The sequence below is a fragment of the Azospirillum sp. genome (assembly GCF_050789165.1).
On sequence record NZ_JBOZRT010000009.1, the window covers coordinates 94,651 to 111,813 of the forward strand.

Below are 17,163 nucleotides of genomic sequence, written 5' to 3' on the forward strand. Positions count from 1 at the left end.
CAACGAAGCATTGAATGCATTAAGCTTTGCGCCCTAACGGCTTGATCCGGGGAAGGCATGGTGCGCGGAGCGGCGCTCGCGGTACGGACGGGTGGGGTGATCGCCGCCAGCGTCGCGCTGGCGGTTCTGCTGTCCGTCGTGCTTGCCAACCTCAACTTCGAGCGCACGCTGCGCGACGTCACCGGCTCGCGCTTCGCCGTTGCCGCCGACGAGTTGCGCCGGCATGTGGAACTCGGCCTCACCCTCGGCCTGGACCTGTCCGAGCTGGTGGACGTGCAGGCGCTGACCGACCGCGCGGCCGCCGGAGTCGGGATCATCGGCGTCGAGGTGGTGGACGACCGCGGCACCGTTCTCTTCGCTGCTGACCGCGCCGCCATCGGCCACCCCTCGCCCGCCGCGCGGGAGATCGCCTCCGACGGTGGTACCGCGGTGCGGCGGCGCATCGCGGGTGACACGCTGCTGCTCGGTGCCGACCTGCGCAACAGCTTTGGGCAGATTGTGGGCGCGGTGGTGATGCGCGCTTCGCTGACCGAGCTGCGCGGCAAAATCGACGCCGTCCGCGCCGGGCTGGCCGGCGGCACGCTGGCGCTGGTGGCTGCGGCCGGGCTCGGCGCGCTGGCGGCGGTGTTCGCCACGGTGCGCGGGAGCGCGGGCGCGCTGGACGACGCAGGCGCCGCCGGCATGCTGCGCGGCACCCTGCTGCGCCAACTGCACGACCACACCGCCGAGGCCGAGCGGGTGCTGGACGACATCGACCGCGACCTCGCCGGGAGGCCCACGTCGTGAGCCGCGATCCGATCCGCACCCTGGTGCTGCGGCTGACCGTGGTCACCGTGGCGGTGCTGCTGCTGGCGGCGGGCGGCGCCTCCTGGCTGACGCTCAGCCGCTTCGACGCCGTGTTCCAGCCGGAGCTGGCGCGCAAGGCCGACATGGTTGGAACCCAACTGGCGGCACAGATCGACCGGGCCCTCGGCTATGGCATTCCGCTCGACCGCATGCCGGGGCTGGACCGGCTGTTCCAGGAGGAGGAGCGGCGCCATGGTGACATCGCCTACCTCGCCGTCAGCGATCCGCAGGGCCGCGTGCTCGCCTCCTCCGGCCGGGCGGTCGCGGCGCGCGCCTTGGGGCTGGCGGCCGACCGCGTGGAGGGCCGGCTCGCCGCCGGGTTCGTCGACGTGGCCTTGCCGCTCAGGACCGGCTGGCTGCATGTCGGCGTCGACGCCGCGTACCTCGCCAAGGCGTCGACCGGGCTGATGCTCGACGTGTTGTCGGTGGTGCTGGTGGCGGTGCTGCTGATCTTCGAGATCCTGCTGCTGGTGGTGCACCTCGCCATGGGGCGGGTCCTGGCGCTGCGTGCGCTGGTGGAGCGTGCCGCCGAGGGCGACCTGCGCACCTCCCCTCCCGAAGGCGGCCCGCCGGAGATTGCGGAGACCGCCGGCGCCTTCCGCCGTACCCTCGACGCACTGAACGAGCGCCACGCCGCCCTGACGGCCCGACTGTCGCGGCTCGACCCCGCCGACCCACGCCGCGAGCGCGCGCAGGCCCTGCTGGCGCGCTTCCGTTTCCGCGAGCCGGGGGCGCCGCCGATGCGGCCGTTCAACCTCGTCTACCTGCGGCTGCCGGTGTTCCTGTTCTGCCTGTCGGAAGAACTGTCGCGGCCCTTCCTGCCGGCCTACTCCAAGTCCTTCGCGCCGGCCGTGCCGTGGTTGACGCCGGACCTCGTGGTCGGGCTGCCGATCACGCTGTTCATGCTGATCTGGGCGATGTCGCAGCCGGGCGGCGCCCGGATGTCGGAACGCTGGGGGCGCGGGCGCGCGTTCCTTACCGGCGCTCTGCTCGGCTCCGTCTCCCTGGCGCTGACCGCCACCGCGGGTTCCCTGGGCGAACTGCTGCTGTGGCGCTGCCTGACCGCGCTCGGCTACGGGCTGGTGCTGATCACCGCGCAGGGCATCGTGGTGGACCACACCACGCTGAAGAACCGGGCCGGCGGCATGGCCATGTACATCGGTGCGCTGCTGGCGGCCGGTGTGTGCGGGCCGGTCACCGGTGGCATCATCGCCGACCAGATCGGGATCGAGGCGACGTTCCTGGTGGGCTCGGCGCTGGCGCTCGGCTCCGGGCTGACGGTGACGGCGCTGTTGAAGCGCGCCGGGGTTCCGGCGATGGCGGGCAAGCGCGCCCCGCTGTCGGCCGGCTGGCCGCTGCTGCGCACGCCGCGCTTCGCCTCGCTGATGCTGCTCAGCGCGGTGCCCACCAAAATCGCCGCCACCGCCTTCTTGTTCTGCCTCGTGCCCCTGCTGCTCACGTCCGACGGCGCGTCCAAGACCGAGGTCGGGCGGGTGCAGATGATGTATTTCGTCGCCTTCGTGCTGATCTCGCCGCTGGCCGCCAGCCTGTCCGACCGCTGGCAGGCGCGGCGCGGCTTCATCGCCATGGGCGGCGTCGGCACGCTGGCCAGCTGCCTGCCGCTGCTGCTGAGCGGCGCCTGGTGGGCGGCCCCCTTGGGCATCGGGCTGTTCGGCCTGTTTCAGGCGCTGGTCGGTGCGCCGCAGCTCACCCTGGTCTCGCAGATCGCCCGCGACGGCGGCCTGCCGGAGACCGCGGCCATCGGCTGGTACCGGATGATCGAGCGGCTGGGCGCCGCGCTCGGCCCCGTCGTCGCGCTGTGGGCGGCCATCGTCTGGTCGTACCGCGAGGCGATGCTGGCGGTCGGTCTTCTCTGCGGCCTCAGCGCCGTGCTTTTCTGGCTGGCCGACCGCGCGGTCTCGCCGCGCCCCCGTTCCGCAGCTCCCCTTTCCCGCACGCAGGAGGCCTGATGCGCATCGACCGGCGAACCCTCCTGACGCTCGCCGCGGGTGCCCCGCTCGCCTGCGCCCTGCCAGCGCGCGCGGCGCCGAACAGGACCTTCCGCATCACCATGGTGCTGGGCCGAGGCGAGAGCGACAACGAGGCCGGCTTCAAGGACTACCTGGCCCGGCGCGGCCTGAAGGTGGAGTACGCGATCCGCGACACCGGCGGCGACCCCGCCAAGCTGCCGACCATCGTGCAGGAGATCCGCGACACCCGTCCGGATCTGATCTACAGCTGGGGCACGCCGCAGACGCGCGCCATCGTCGGCCCCTATGACGCGCCGGACCCGAAGGTCCACATCACCGACATCCCCGTCGTGTTCACCTTCGTGGCCGCGCCGGTGGACGCGCGCATCGTGCCGGACCTTGCCCGGCCCGGCCGCAACGTCACCGGCACCGTGCACATCGCGCCGATCCCGGTGCAGCTCAGCACCATCCTCGCCTACCGGCCGATCCGGCGGCTGGGCATCGTCTACAACCCACAGGAACGCAACTCCGTGCTCAACGTCGAGGGCCTGCGGGCCGAAGCGCCGCCGCGTGGCGTCGAGCTGCTGGAGGAGCCGGTGCCGCTCGGCGCGTCCGGCCAGCCGCTGGCCGGCGAGCTGCCGGCGCTGATCGCCCGGCTGGCGCAGCGCGGAGCGGAAATGCTGTACGTCGGCCCCGACACGCTGGTGGCGTCCCTCAACCGCGCCCTGGTGTCGGAGGAGGCGCTGCGCCACCGCCTGCCCACCTTCTCGGCGACCGAAGCGATCGTGCGCGCCGACAAGGGCATGCTGGCGCTGGCCAGCAGCAGCTACGGCATTGGCCGCTTCACCGCCTTCAAGGCGGCGCAGATCCTGATGGACGGCACGTCGCCGGCGGTGATCCCGGTGGAGACGCTGAAGCGCTTTTCCGTCCTCATCAACATGCCGGTCGCCCGTGCGCTGGAGTTCTATCCACCCATCGGCCTGCTCAACCTTGCGGAGGTCGTGGGGTCATGACCGTGAATGCCCTCACCCGCGCCGCTCCCGGCAGCGTGCCCGCGGCGCTGGCGGCGGGCGATGCGCTCATCGCCGCGATGGCTGCCCGGCTGCCGCCCGGTGTCACCGCCCGAACGCTCGGCATGGCCGACGCCGACGCCGTCCGGGCGTTGCGCGGGCGCGTGATCCAGACGCTCGACCATCCCGACTTCTACCAGCCGGCGGCGGAGTACGGCAACTTCGTCACCGACCATCTGAACGTCGCCGGTGTCACCGTCGGCCTGTTCCTTGGTACAGAACTGGTGGCGTTCGGCGCGCTCGGCTTGCCGGGGGCCGGGCCGGACACCGTCAACCGCGGGCGCGATCTGCCGCTGCCGGAGGCGGAACTGTTGCAGGTTGCCCACCTCTCCTCCGCCATGGTCGACCCGAATCTACGCGGACGCGGCCTTCACCATTGGACGATCGACTGGCGGCTCGGCGTCGCCGACCGCATCGGCCGCCGCCACGCGCTGACCACCGCCAGCCCGCGCAACCACCGCAGCTGGGGCCACCTCGCGGCGCACGGCCTGTACCCAAGGCGCCTGATCGGCGTTAACAGCGGCATCCTGCGCCTGCTGATGCACCGCGATTCGATGGCGGAGCCGGTGTTCGACCCCGCCACCGCGTCCCTGGTGACCGTGGAGGACCTGGCCGATCGAGCCGACCTGTTCGAGCGTGGCGAACAGGTATGGTGCCGCCTGCACGAGGGCGGGCGCTGGTTCGCGCTGTTCGGCCGCGCCCGCCCCGCGGCGGCGTGACGGGGGCGGCGATGGGATTCCCGGCGCGTCTGGTGGCCTTTCTGGCGGTGGTGGTGCTGGCCGCCACGCTGGCCATGGCGGCGCTGTGGACGCAGGGACAGCATCGTCGCCTGCAGGCGGCGGTGGCCTCGCACGCCGGCTTCGTGTTGGGCGAAGTCAAGACCGCGCTGGAGACCCGCCTGAACCTCGGCTTGGCACTCGCCGAGCTGCCGCAGGTGCAACCGCTGCTCGACGGCGCACGGGGCGCTATGCCGGCCGCGCTGTCGGTCGGCGTCCTCGACGAGGAGGGCGCGGTGGTGTTCTCCAGCAGCCCCGTGGAGGTCGGCGAGCGTCTCGCGGGCCTGCCCGCGGCCGAGCCCGGCGCGGTGTGGGCGGCGGAGCGCGGTGGCGAATGGCTGTACGGCATCGGCCTGACCACCAGCTTCGATACCGTCGCCGGCCAGATTGTGCTGCGCTTGCCCGGCGACGTGGCGGTGGAGCCGACACGCACCTTCGCCCTCAAGCTCGGCATCGGCGCCCTGCTGCTGGCGGTGCCGGTGATCCTGCTGGCCGCCGTGGCCGGGCTGGGCCTGACGCGCGGGCCGCGCCGTTCGGTGGAGGCGGTGGCCGAGACCTTGGAATCGCTCACCCGCGACGCCGATCCTTACGCCTTGGGGGAGGCCTCCGATACTCCGCTGCCCGCCTTCTCCGACGCGGTGCGCGCACGGCTGGCGCTGCTGGCCGAGGCGGAACGCGACGTCTCCCGCCTGGATGAGATGGCATGACCGCGATCGTTCCCACCCGCCGCTTCACGCTGGGCATCGCCGGCACCGCCGTCGGCGCGGCGCTGATCGCCATGGCCGGGGTCGGCCTGCTCGGCACGTTCGCCGCCGAGGAGCAACTGGCGGACGCGCGGCTCGCCAAGGCGATGGCGGTCGGCCACGCTGTGCAGCGCGATCTGCACCGGGCGCTCGGCCACGGCATCCCGCTCGACCGCGTCGAGGGGATGACCGCCTACCTCCAGGGCATCGCCGAGCGCAACCCCGACCTGCACCGCCTCGCCGTCACCGCCGCCGACGGCCGTACCCTGCACGCCGCCGGACCCGGCAGCGCAGAGGGGCCGAGCGCCGTCCGCCTCCCGCTGCACGCCGGGTCTGCCGTCGTCGGGCATCTGCTGGTGGCGGTCGACCCGGGCGCAGCGCGCGCGCAGATCGCCGGGGAGCTGACCGGCGTCGTTCTCGGCGCCGCAGCGCTGCTTCTGCTGGTTGCGGAGCTGGCCGGGGCGCTGGTGCAGGCGGCGGTGCGCGCGCCGCTCGACCGGCTGGCGCGCGCGCTGGCCGCGGGGGCGGCGGGCGACTTCGGCACGCTGCTCGGTCGCCGGCCGCGCGACCAGATCGGGCGGGCGCTGCTCGCCTTCAACGCCGCGGTGTTCCACCTGCACGAACGCCGCGCCCGCTTCGCCGCCCATGCCGAGGAGGTGCGCGGCGCCGTCTTCGACCCCGGCATTGCCGATCAGGTCGAGCAGACCCGAGCCCGCGCGCTGGAGCGGCTGGGCGACGGCACCGCCACCACACCCCGCCGCCTCACCGACGCGCGCCCCGGCGACGTCCGCGCCTACACCGTGCTGCTGTCCGCCGCGATGGTGAGCGGTTGTCTGGACAACCTCGACGCCGCAACCGGGCTGGCCGCACTGTTCGGCCTCGTCGTCGGCTGGTTCGTGCCGTCGTCCTGGACCCGCATCGACACCGCCCTGGCCGCGGTCGCGCTCGGCGCCGCCGCGCTGCTCGGCGCCGTGCCGATGGTGGGGGCGGCCGGCGCCGTCGGACTGGCGGTGGCGGCTCGGTACGCCCGCGCGGCGGCGGAGGACGCGCCCGCCATCCTGCGCCCGATCCTGATCGGCGCAGTGGCCGCCCTGCTGTGGAATGCCGCGCGCGGCGCTCCCGGAGGTGCGGTCGAGGCCGCGGTGTTGGCGGCGGCGGCGCTGCCGGCCGTGCTTCCCCTTGTCCGGCGGCCGTGAGGGGGCGCGCGATGCTGCTGCAGACCCGCATCATCCTGTTCGTCGTCGCCACGGTTGCCACGGTCGCCGCGCTGCTGCTTGGCATGGCGGGCCTGCGCGAGGACGCCGCCGACCGCCACGCCCGCGACCTCGAACTCGCCCGGCTGGAGACCGCGTGGCAGCTCGCCGTTGCCGACGCTGCGGCGCAGGCCGACCAGGGGTTGGGCCGCATCGCCGCCGACCCGGAGGTGGCGCAGGCGTTGGCGTCGGGCGCGCGGGGCGCGCTGGCCCGGCGGCTGGAGGCGCTGCCGTCCGGTCTGACCGACCTCAACCTGTTTGCCGGCAACGGCGACCTTCTCTACAGCTCCGACCTGGCGCCGGAGCCGGCGCCGCTGGTCGGCCGGGCACCGCTCGACGCGCTGCTGGCCGGGCAGCGCCTGCCCGGCGGCGTGCGACTGGCCGGCGGCCGGCTGGTGGTGGTGTCCGGTGTGCCGGTCTACACCGGCTCGAACGTATCCGGTGCTGCGGTGGCCGGCATCGGTCTGCCATCGGCGCTTGACGCGCTGCGGCGCAACGCCGGCGGCCGGGTGTTCGCGGTGGACCGTGACGGCGCGCCGATCGGCGGGCAGATCGACCCGCTGTGGAGCGTGGTGCACCCGCTGGTGCAACCGGCGGCGCGCGCGGTGACCGACTTTGCCGATGCCGGGCACCGCTACGCGCTGGCCAGCCTGCCGGTGGCCGATCTGGCGGGCGGGCGGGCGGCGACGGTGCTGGTGGCCTCCGACGTGACCCGCGCGGCGGAGGAGCGTGCGCTGTGGACCGCCGGCTACGCCGCCGCCATCGCGCTGGTGCTGCTGACCGCGCTGGCGCTGCTGCTGGCCTACCTGCGCTCGTCCTTCGCGACGCTGGATGTGGCGGTGAAGGCTCTGCTCGACCTGTCGCAGGGACGCTCCACCGGCTACGTCGAGCTGCCGGCCGGCAACGACGAGATCGGCCGCATCGCCCGTGCGGTTGAGGTGTTCCGCGGTGTGATGCGCGACATCGAACGCGCCGCCGGCCAGCGCGACCGCCGCCTGCGTCGCCAGCAGCGCTTCATCCGCCGCCAGATGGAGGCGCTCGCCTCGACGCTGGAGGAGGAGGCGCGCACCGCCCTTCTCGATGACCTGCGGCAGATCGAGATGGAGACGCACGACACCGACACCGCGCAGTCGAAGGCGGTGAACGACGAGTTGGGCCTGCTGGCCTTGGGATTCAGCCGACTGGCCACCCGCGTCGGCACCCAGCAGGTGCAACTGGTGCAACTGGTCCGCGACCTGCGCGAGGCGCTGGAGGACAAGCGTCGCCTCATCACCCTCCAGCAGGAGCTGGAGATCGCGCGCACCATGCAGCTGACCATCCTGCCGCAGGTCTTCCCCGAGCTGCCGCAGCTGGACATCGCCGCGCGCATGCAGCCGGCCAAGGAGGTGGGCGGCGACTTCTACGATTTCTTCCCGATCAGCGAGGACCGCGTGGCGGTGACCATCGCCGACGTGTCGGGCAAGGGCATCCCCGCCGCCTTCTTCATGCTGATCACCCGCACCATGCTGCGCGCCATCGCCGAGTCCGGCGTCGGCCCGGCGGAGACCATGCGTCGCGTCAACAACCTGCTGGCCGCCGAGAACGAGCAGTCGATGTTCGTCACCGTGTTCTACGGCGAGCTGGACCTGCGCACCGGCGTGCTGACCTACTCCAACGGTGGCCACAACCCGCCGCTGCGCATCGACCGGGCGGGCACGGTGACGGTTCTGGAGAACACGCCGGGCATCGCGCTGGCCGCCATGCCGGACATGCCCTTTGGGGAGCGCGTGATCACGCTGGCCGAGGGCGATTCGGTGCTGCTGTTCACCGACGGCGTCACCGAAGCGTTCGACGCCGATGGCGGCATGTTCGGCGATGAGCGGCTGGTGGCCACCATGGCGGCGCTCGACCCGGGCCTGGGCGCGCTGAAGCGGCTAGACGGTGTGCTGGACCAACTGCACCGCTTCGTCGCTGGGGCACCCCAGTCCGACGACATCACCGGGCTGGTGATCCGCTGGCGCGGCGTGGCGCCGGCGGCGGAAAACCCGGTGTGTGGCGCGGCGGCCATGGTATAAACGCAAGCGCAAGGTGTGCGGGGGAAAGCATGGACATCACCGAAGAGAAGATCGGCGTCGTCGCCGTCCTCAAGCCGTCGGGCCGCATCGACAGCGCCACGGCCGGCGAGTTCGAGAAGCGGCTGGTCGCCGCCGTCGGCGCCGGCAGCCGGGTGGTGGTCGATATGGTGCAACTCGGCTACATCAGCTCCGCGGGGCTGCGGGCGTTGCTGGTGGCGGCCAAGAAGGCGCGCCCGGCCGGCGGTCGCATCGCGCTGGCGGCGATGGCCCCGCCGATCCGCGAGGTGTTCGACCTCTCGGGCTTCTCCTCGCTGTTCGAGATCTATCCGGACGGCCCGGCGGCCGTGGCGGCGCTGGCCGCCTGATACGCGCGGCGGCGCGGCCCGGCGGCATGGAGGACAGCCCAGTGGGCACGCGGCTCGAAGTGGTGCTGGACAACGACCTCGCCGAGCTGGAGCGGCTGGCCGGCGCGGTGGATGAGTTCGTGGCCGCCGCCGGGCTGCCGCCGGAGGTCGCGTTCAAGCTCAACCTCTGCTTCGACGAGTTGATCACCAACACCGTCACCTACGGCTATTCCGACGGCGGGCGCCACGCCATCCGCGTCCGGCTGGAGGTCGACGGGCGCGAGGTGCGTGCCGAGGTGGAAGACGACGCCGACGCCTTCGACCCCTTCACCGAGGCGCCGCCGCCCGACCTGGGCAGCGACGTCGATACGCGCCGCGTCGGCGGTCTGGGCGTCTATCTGGTGCGGCGCTCGATGGACCGCGCCACCTACCGTCGTGACGGCGGGCGCAACCTCGTCCACCTCGCCCTGGCGGCGCCCCCATGAGCAAGCCGCCCGCCGCGCCGACACCACCGCTCCTCCCGGTCTTCACCCCGGCCGAGGCCATCGCGACCATCGTCGCCATCGACGAGGCCATCGGCCCCGATGATGCCGAGGCCGCCCGCCGCCGTGCCTCGCGCCACCTCAGGGGTGACGGCCACCCGCCGCTGCCGCGCTCGGTGCTGGAGGCCTATCCGGTCGAGCATGTGCGCGGCCATTTGTGGACGCAGTTCAGCCCGGAGTTGGAGCAGGCCACAGCCCCGGTGCTGTGCCGGCACTTGGTGGACGTGCTGGTCGATCCCGCCCTGGCCCCTCCCAACGCCGTCGCCACCGCCGACGCACTGGGCCGGCTGTCCCGGCGCCGGGGCCGGCCCGGCACGCCGCTCGCCGCCACCATCGACAGGGTCGCCCGCACGCTGGCCGAGCGCGCCTGCCAGTCCACCGACCACCTGCGCAGCCTGCTCGACACGCCGGACTATCCGGACCTGCAGACCATCTCGCTGGACGTGATGCGCATCGAGGGGGTGCGGTGGGTCCTGGAGATCCTTGAGCGCCGGTCGGCGCTCAAGCTGCTGTCCGAGCATTCGCGGCGTTTGAGCCGGCTGACGCTGAAGCGCTCCGGCGAGACGATTCGCGCTTTTCTCTCCAAGCCGGACCTGCTGACGCTGTACGACACCATGGCGGTGGTGTCGCAGGTCGAGGGGTTGCTGGCCGTCGCCACCCGCCTGCTCGACGCACTGCGCGACCAGGAGGAGGAGCGCACCAAGTTCGTCGCCCCCTACGACGAGGAGGCGCTGAGCAGCTTCGGCACGGTGCTGGCGGAGCTGTCGGCGATGCTGTGGAAGGTCGCCATGAAGTCGGTGGGCCGTGCCGACGTCTCGGCCTCGGTGTTCGGCGCGACGGTGCACCAGTTGGGCTTCCTTTACGAGTTCTCCAGCCGGCTCGGCATTGGCCGCCCGGCGGAGTTCGTGCGGCTGGAGCAGGCCTTGCAAAAGAACGCGGTCGCGCTGGCCGAACGTCTGATCGCGCTGGCCGCCGCCGGCGACGGGCTCGACCCTGCAGCGCTGAAGGCCGTGCGGGAGCACGCGCACGTCACCGTGCCGATGCTGAACCTCATGCACCTCGATCGTATCAGCCGGCGTCTGCCGGAGGAATGACGCGCGCTTCCGCCGGGAACTGCCTACGAGTTGCCCGACGGATCGGACGCGTGATGGTCCACGAGGGCATGGATGACGTCGTAGAGCGCTTTGGGGCTCACCGGCTTGCTGATGTAATGGCATCCGGCCGCTCGCGCCCGCTCGCGTGCCAGCGCCGACGTGTCTCCCGTCAGGACGATGGTGGGAACGTCACCGAAATTCCGACGGACCGCGTCGAGCAAGTCTTCGTACGGTGACGTGTTGTCGAGGCGGGAGGTCGTGATCAGGAGGTCGATCCGCCATTTCACCCCAGGCATTTCCCTGAGGAATCGCTTGGTGTCCGCGATCGATATGACGACGAAGCCGAGCGTCTCGAGATACACCTCCAACGCGCGAAGAACCAATGGGTCATCTTCTATGATTGCGGCTATGAGTCGGGGAGCCGGCATCGGAGAACCCTTGTGCACCAAGACCAACGATAGAAGGAGCCCTGGTTGGAGCAGGCATAGGAGTCAGAGTAAGCATAGAAACTCAGAAAGGGAAGTTCATTTGCAGAATACGTATTTTTCAGCAGGCGGTGGTTGTCAAAAGCCATCCTGCTTATGCAAAGGTTGAAAGAGAGGCAATGTCCTGGTTGGCGCGTGTTTCGTAGCGTGTTGCAGTGGAGTGTTTCATGAGTTCAACGATGCCGCCTCGTGCGCTGAGATCATACTTTTGACTGAAGCCCTTTCGACTGAACGAATGACGGATGCGCAGTCCGGACCCGCGTTGCTCATCCAAAATGCTGTTATCAAACCGGTCGTATTCCGGTGGGCACTCATTACCGACGCAATCCGCTCGATTCCGCCCGACTCTCCGCCCCCGTGTGACAACGCCATCATTCGCATACAATTTTATTCGACTACGCTGGCAAGCTGTTGAAACGGCTGTTACCCTAGGTGGTACCACCACTGAGGCGGACCTGGGCGAAGCGTGGCTGTGCGGCGAACGGTGCCACAACCGAAGCATGCATTGCGCTGGTTCCTGGCGGCGACCACGGCGCTGACCGGTGCCGTGGCGTGGCCGGGAATCGCGGCGGCGAACCCGCGCGGCGGCACGGTGGTCGGCGGTTCGGCCAGCATCGCCGAATCGGCGCTCGGCACGCTGACCGTCCGCCAAGCCACCGACAAGGCGATCATCGAGTGGCAGGACTTCAGCGTCGGTGAGCGCGAGCACACCCGGTTCGAGCAGCCGTCGGCCGGCTCCATCGCGCTCAACCGCGTGGTCGGCGGCAACCCGTCGGAGATCCTCGGGCGACTCAGCGCTAACGGGCAGGTCTGGCTGGTCAACCCGAACGGCATCGTCTTCGGCCGCAACGCGCAGGTTGACGTCGGCGGGCTGGTCGCCACCACGCACGACATCCGCAACGACGACTTCATGGCCGGCCGTCACCGCTTCGAAGGAGCTGTGGACAATGCCGCGATGGTGGAGAACCACGGCACCATCACCGCGGCGGAGGCCGGGCTGGTGGCGCTGGTCGCCCCCGGCGTCGCCAACACCGGCACCATCACGGCGCGGCTGGGCGAGGTGACGCTCGCCTCCGGGCGCAAGTTCGTGGTCGACCTCTACGGCGACCAGCGCATCAACCTCGCCACCGACGCGCCGGTCACCACCCGCCCGAAATCCAAGGATGGCAAGCCGGCGGACGCGCTGGTGAAGAACCAGGGCCGCGTCTTCGCCGACGGCGGCCGGGTGCGAATGACCGCTGCCGCCGCCAAGGGCGTGGTCGACCGCGTCATCGACATGAGCGGCATCGTCCAGGCCCGCACGGTGGAGGAGAAGGACGGCGAGATCATCCTGTCCGGTGGCGACTCCGGCACGGTGACCGTCTCGGGCACCCTCGACGCCACCGGCGCGGCGCCCGGCACCCGGGGCGGCACCGCCGTGGTCACCAGCGAGCGGGTGGAGGTGAAGGCCGGCGCCCGTATCGACGTCTCCGGCCGGGCCGGCGGCGGCGAGGCGCTGGTGGGCGGCGACTATCTGGGCGGTCGGGCGACTCCGCAGCAGTTGGCCGGCCTCAACGTCCGCCCGGCGCGCAAGCCGGTGCCGCCGGCCCGGGAAACCATCGTCGAGCCAGGCGCCGTCATCGCCGCCGACGCCACCGGGCAGGGCAAGGGCGGCAAGGCCATCGTCTGGTCGGACGGCCACACCGCCTTCGCCGGCGCCATAAGCGCCAAGGGCGGCGTGTTGGGCGGCGACGGCGGCTTCATCGAGGTGTCGGGCCGGCAGGGGCTGGGCTTCCATGGGCTGGCCTCGGTGGAGGCGCCACGCGGGCTGGCCGGCACCGTGTTCTTCGACCCGGCGACGCTGACCATCTCCAACGGCACCACCTCGGTGAGCGGCAGCCTGCCGAACCTTCTGGTGCTGGCGGACGAGACCATCTCGGCGGCGGCGCTGGAGGCGATCGGCAGCGGCACCATCATCCTCACCGCTGCCGACGGCATCACCATCGCCGACCTGACGGCGTCCGGCGGCGACGGCCAGATCAACCTGCAGAACGGCGTCAGCCTGAAGCTGGTGACCCACGACGGCACCATCGCCTTCGCCAACACCGCCAACGCCATCATCGCCAGCGGCACCGGCTCCATCACCATGGAGGCAGGCTACGACAGCGGCACCAACTACAATGGCAAGCTCCAGAACATCGGCGTCCTGCAGACGGGCAGCGGCAACATCACGTTGCGCGGCGCCGACGGCGTGGCGCTGTCCGGCACGCTGACAACCGGCGGCGGCTCCATCGACATCGACGCCGACGGCGATCAGGCGGGCGGCGGCGGCTTCACCAGTTCGGTGGCGATCACCACCAACGGCGGCAACCTGACGGTCAAGGCGGGCAGCGACGGCGTCACGCTCAATGGCAACATCGCGCTTGGGGCCGGCGGCCTGACCTTCAGCAGCACCGCCGGCCACACCGGCACCTACACGCTGGGCGGCCAGCTGTCGCTGCTCAACGACGTTACCTTCACGCAGCCGATGACGCTCAACTCGGGCGCTGGCATCAGCACCAGCGGCAGCATCGCCTTCACCAACACCGTGACCATGGCCTCGGGCGCCGGTGTCACGCTGACGGCGAACGGCTTCTCGTCCACCAACACCCTCGACGGCCAGAGCGGCACCCTCACGCTCAAGCCGTACGACACCACCAAGACCGCCCGTGTGTCCGGCACGGCCAACGCGGGCGAATTGGACCTGACCGGCATCCTGGCGAAACTCAGCAACTTCGCCCAAGTCAACTACAACAACGCGTCGGGCACCGGCGGCATCGCCATCGGCAGCGGGCTCAGCTACAGCCTGCCGCTCAGCCTCACCACCGGCGGCACCCTGAGCGCCACCGGCGCGGTCTCGGTCAACAGCGGGCAGACGCTGACGCTGGCGGCGCCGACGCTGAGCATCGGCGGCACGCTGAACGGCCCCGCCGGCATCACGCTGAGCGCGGATTCCCTGACGCTAGGCGCTGCCGACAGCCTGACCAGCGGCGGCACCGTGACGCTGCAGCCCTACAGCGCGGGGACCAACGTCTTCGTCAACGGCACGGGGACGGGCCTGCAACTCACCTCCGGCATCCTCGCCGCGGTGGCGTCCTCGGTGCCCAGCCTGGTTATCGGGCGCGGCGACGGCACCGGCACCGTCTCGGTGGCGTCCTCGACCAGCTTCAGCCGCAACACCACGCTGCGCACCGGTGCCGGCAGCATCGCCATCGACAACGCGGTGTCGGCGGGCTCCAACCGCCTGACGCTGAGCGCCACCGGCGGCACCGTGACGCAGAGCGCGGCGATCACCGCCGCCGGGCTGGAGCTGCTGGGCAGTGGCGGCACGCACACGCTGATCAACGCCGGCAACGCGGTGACCACGCTGGCCGGCGACACCGGCACGGTGACCTTCAGCAACAACGGCTCCTTCACCGTGGGCACCGCCAACACGGTGGGGATGACGGTGTCGGGCGGGCTGACGTTGCACGCTGTCGGCGGCGACCTGACGGTGGCGCAGTCCATCCAGAAGTCCGGTTCGGCTGCGGTCGGCGCCGCCTTGCGCGCCGACGGCTCGGTCATCACCAGCGGCGGCGCGGACATCCAGCTCGCCGGCGGGGCGTCGAACGCCTTCAACGTCACCATCAACCCCGACCGCGACGGCAACGGCCAGGGCGCAGCGATCCTTGGCAGCGGCACGACGGTGGCGAGCAACGGCGGCACCATCGAGATCGCCGGCGGCAGCGCCACCGACGGATCCGGCCTGCTGACCGGCGCGGCGCGCGGCGTGGCCGGGCGGGTCGATGGGATCCAGCTGGACGGAGCCACGCTGAACGCCGGCGGCGGCGGCATCGTGCTGCGCGGCACCGGTGCCGACGCGGCGAACGCGGCCGGCGTCAACCTGATCGGCGGCAGCACGGTGACGACCTCCGGTACCGGCACCATCACCATCACCGGCACCAGCGGCACCGGCGCCTTCAGCGGCCTGCGGGGTGTCAACCTGGGCGACAGCGCCGACAGCACCACCCAGACCGTCAGCACCGCCGGCGGCGCCCTCGCCATCACCGGCACCGCGGCGCCGGGCGCCACCGGCCAGTACGCCGTCGGCATCCGCTCGCAATCCGGTAGCCTCTCCAGCCAGGGCGGGGCCATCACGCTCGCCGGCACGGCGTCGACGGGCGGCACCACCGACGCCTACGGGATCGAGCTGAACGGCCGCTCCGCGACCAAGAGCATCGCCTCGACCTCGGGCGCCATCGCGCTGACCGGTGTCGGCGGCGGCACCAGCGGCACCAGGAACTGGGGCATCGTCCAATACGACGACTTCACCATCGGCGCGACCAGCGGCGACGTCACGCTGACGGCGACCGGCGGCACGGGCAGCCTCGACTACTCCAACAACAGCACCGGCACCGCCAACAGGATCGGCAACGGCACCAGCGGCACCGTCACCATCAACGCCGACACGCTCAGCCTGGACGGCGCCGCGGTCTATTCGACTGGCCTCGTGGCGATCCGCCCGCGCTCCGGCAGCCGCGCCATCACCCTCGGTTCGACCACCGACGCCGCCGCGGCGCTGGAGCTGTCGGACGCCGAGCTGGACCGCATCACCGCCGGCACCCTGCGCATCGGCAGCACCACGTCCGGTGCGATCACCGTGAGCGCCGACCTGACGCCGGCCAACGCCACGACGCTGTCCATGGTGACGGGCAGCACGTACACCCAGGGCACTGGCATCACCGTCACCGCGCCGAACATCGACATCAGCGCCGCCGGCACGCAGACGCTGAGCGGCACGCTCAGCACCACCGGCGGCCTGACGCTGACCGGCAACAGCCTGGTCGTCGGCGGCAGTCTTGCCAGCACCGGTACGGTGACCTTCCAGCCCTACACCGCCTCGGACAGCGTCTCGGTCGCCGGCAGCGGCGGCACGCTGGCGCTGACCACCGGCATCCTGAACGCGGTGGCGTCCACGGCGACCAACCTGATCATCGGGCGCAGCGACGGCACCGGGGCCATCACCGTCGGTCCCTACGCCTTCTCCACCAACGCCACGCTGCGCAACCCGGGCAGCGGCAGCGCCGGCATCAGCATTGGCGGCGCCCTGTCGGTGGGCACGAAGAACCTGACGCTCGACACCACCGGCACGGTGGGCCAGAGCGCGGCGATCACCGCGGGCGGTCTGGAGCTGCTGGGCAACGGCGCAACCTACACGCTGACCAACGCCGGCAATGCCATCGGCACGCTGGCCGGTAGCACCGGGACGGTGACCCTCACCGATTCCACCAGCCTGACCGTGGGCTCGGTCAACACCACCGGGCTGACCACGTCCGGCGCGCTGACGCTGAGCCTCGGCACGGCGGATACGACGCTGACCACCTCTCAGTCGGTGACCGCCGGCGGGACAACCACGCTGACCGCCGACCGCATGGCGCTGGGCTCGGCGCTGACCGCCGCCGGCCGGACGGTGACGCTGCAATCCACCACATCCGGCCGCGCCATCGACCTGGGCTCAGAGACGGACGCCGCCTCGGCGCTGGAACTCTCCGACACCGAGTTGGATCGCGTCACCGCCGGCACCCTGCGCATCGGCAACAGCGGCGCTGGGGCGATCACCGTCAGTGCCGCGGTGTCCCCCGCGAACGCCGCGACGCTGAGCCTGATCACCGGCCAGGGCGTGTCGCAGTCCGGCAGTGGCGCCATCACGGCAACGAACCTGCGGCTCAGCGTCGGCGGTGCGGTGAGCCTGGGCACAAACTCCAACAGCGTTACGACGCTGGCGATGGCCGGCAGCGGCAACGGGGCGCTTTCCTTCCGCGGCGATACCGGCTTCACCATCGGCACGGTGGATGGCGTCTCCGGCCTCAGCGCCGGCACCGGTGCGGTCACCCTCACCTCGACCGGCGCGGTGACGCAGAGCCAGGCGATCACCGCGGGCGGGCTGGAGCTGCTGGGCACCGGCGGCGCCTACACGCTGACCAACGGC

General features: G+C 71.6%; 12 protein-coding genes. 11 read left to right on the forward strand and 1 reads right to left on the reverse strand.

Annotated elements, in window-relative coordinates; all coding sequences use genetic code 11:
- Positions 1-57: 57 nt before the first annotated feature.
- The 10 genes from ACRWK7_RS01250 to ACRWK7_RS01295 are packed head-to-tail and all read left to right on the forward strand — an operon-like array spanning position 58 to position 10,692.
- Positions 58-786, forward strand: coding sequence for a hypothetical protein (locus ACRWK7_RS01250; protein ID WP_431854343.1), 729 nt, complete (start codon positions 58-60; stop codon positions 784-786).
- Entirely contained in the window at positions 783-2,816 is a 2,034-nt protein-coding gene (locus ACRWK7_RS01255; protein ID WP_431854344.1) for an MFS transporter, read from the forward strand. Before ACRWK7_RS01250 ends, ACRWK7_RS01255 begins: the two co-directional genes overlap by 4 nt.
- Positions 2,816-3,829, forward strand: a complete 1,014-nt coding sequence (locus tag ACRWK7_RS01260) for an ABC transporter substrate-binding protein (protein WP_431854345.1) — start codon at positions 2,816-2,818, stop codon at positions 3,827-3,829. Before ACRWK7_RS01255 ends, ACRWK7_RS01260 begins: the two co-directional genes overlap by 1 nt.
- On the forward strand, positions 3,826-4,605 hold the full coding sequence (locus ACRWK7_RS01265; protein WP_431854346.1) for a GNAT family N-acetyltransferase: 780 nt from the start codon (positions 3,826-3,828) through the stop codon (positions 4,603-4,605). The genes ACRWK7_RS01260 and ACRWK7_RS01265 overlap by 4 nt, the downstream gene beginning before the upstream one ends.
- Before the next feature lie 11 nt (positions 4,606-4,616).
- Positions 4,617-5,369, forward strand: a complete 753-nt coding sequence (locus ACRWK7_RS01270; protein ID WP_431854347.1) for a hypothetical protein — start codon at positions 4,617-4,619, stop codon at positions 5,367-5,369.
- Positions 5,366-6,601 (forward strand): HAMP domain-containing protein, encoded by a 1,236-nt coding sequence (locus ACRWK7_RS01275; RefSeq protein WP_431854348.1) that lies wholly within the window; start codon positions 5,366-5,368, stop codon positions 6,599-6,601. Before ACRWK7_RS01270 ends, ACRWK7_RS01275 begins: the two co-directional genes overlap by 4 nt.
- Before the next feature lie 11 nt (positions 6,602-6,612).
- Positions 6,613-8,712, forward strand: coding sequence for a PP2C family protein-serine/threonine phosphatase (locus ACRWK7_RS01280; RefSeq protein ID WP_431854349.1), 2,100 nt, complete (start codon positions 6,613-6,615; stop codon positions 8,710-8,712).
- A 29-nt stretch (positions 8,713-8,741) separates the two neighbouring features.
- Positions 8,742-9,077: an STAS domain-containing protein gene (locus ACRWK7_RS01285; protein WP_431854350.1), complete on the forward strand. Its 336-nt coding sequence runs from the start codon at positions 8,742-8,744 to the stop codon at positions 9,075-9,077.
- A 41-nt stretch (positions 9,078-9,118) separates the two neighbouring features.
- The gene (locus ACRWK7_RS01290) at positions 9,119-9,541 is read left to right on the forward strand and encodes an ATP-binding protein (protein WP_431854351.1); all 423 of its coding nucleotides are present in this window, start codon (positions 9,119-9,121) and stop codon (positions 9,539-9,541) included.
- Positions 9,538-10,692: a hypothetical protein gene (locus ACRWK7_RS01295; protein WP_431854352.1), complete on the forward strand. Its 1,155-nt coding sequence runs from the start codon at positions 9,538-9,540 to the stop codon at positions 10,690-10,692. Before ACRWK7_RS01290 ends, ACRWK7_RS01295 begins: the two co-directional genes overlap by 4 nt.
- Positions 10,693-10,715: 23 nt before the next feature.
- Here ACRWK7_RS01295 and ACRWK7_RS01300 read toward each other — a convergent pair whose 3' ends face one another.
- Entirely contained in the window at positions 10,716-11,120 is a 405-nt protein-coding gene (locus ACRWK7_RS01300; protein WP_431854353.1) for a response regulator, read from the reverse strand.
- Positions 11,121-11,682: 562 nt separating this feature from the next.
- Between ACRWK7_RS01300 and ACRWK7_RS01305 the strand changes: the two genes are divergently transcribed.
- The coding region (locus ACRWK7_RS01305; protein WP_431854354.1) for a filamentous hemagglutinin N-terminal domain-containing protein at positions 11,683-17,163 on the forward strand (5,481 nt) is incomplete at its 3' end.

Coding starts and splice junctions, on each gene's coding strand:
- ACRWK7_RS01300 (WP_431854353.1), bottom strand. CDS start 11,120: ATGCCGGCTCCCCGACTCATAGCCGCAATCATAGAAGATGACCCATTG.
- ACRWK7_RS01275 (WP_431854348.1), top strand. CDS start 5,366: ATGACCGCGATCGTTCCCACCCGCCGCTTCACGCTGGGCATCGCCGGC.
- ACRWK7_RS01270 (WP_431854347.1), top strand. CDS start 4,617: ATGGGATTCCCGGCGCGTCTGGTGGCCTTTCTGGCGGTGGTGGTGCTG.
- ACRWK7_RS01280 (WP_431854349.1), top strand. CDS start 6,613: ATGCTGCTGCAGACCCGCATCATCCTGTTCGTCGTCGCCACGGTTGCC.
- ACRWK7_RS01265 (WP_431854346.1), top strand. CDS start 3,826: ATGACCGTGAATGCCCTCACCCGCGCCGCTCCCGGCAGCGTGCCCGCG.
- ACRWK7_RS01295 (WP_431854352.1), top strand. CDS start 9,538: ATGAGCAAGCCGCCCGCCGCGCCGACACCACCGCTCCTCCCGGTCTTC.
- ACRWK7_RS01260 (WP_431854345.1), top strand. CDS start 2,816: ATGCGCATCGACCGGCGAACCCTCCTGACGCTCGCCGCGGGTGCCCCG.
- ACRWK7_RS01285 (WP_431854350.1), top strand. CDS start 8,742: ATGGACATCACCGAAGAGAAGATCGGCGTCGTCGCCGTCCTCAAGCCG.
- ACRWK7_RS01250 (WP_431854343.1), top strand. CDS start 58: ATGGTGCGCGGAGCGGCGCTCGCGGTACGGACGGGTGGGGTGATCGCC.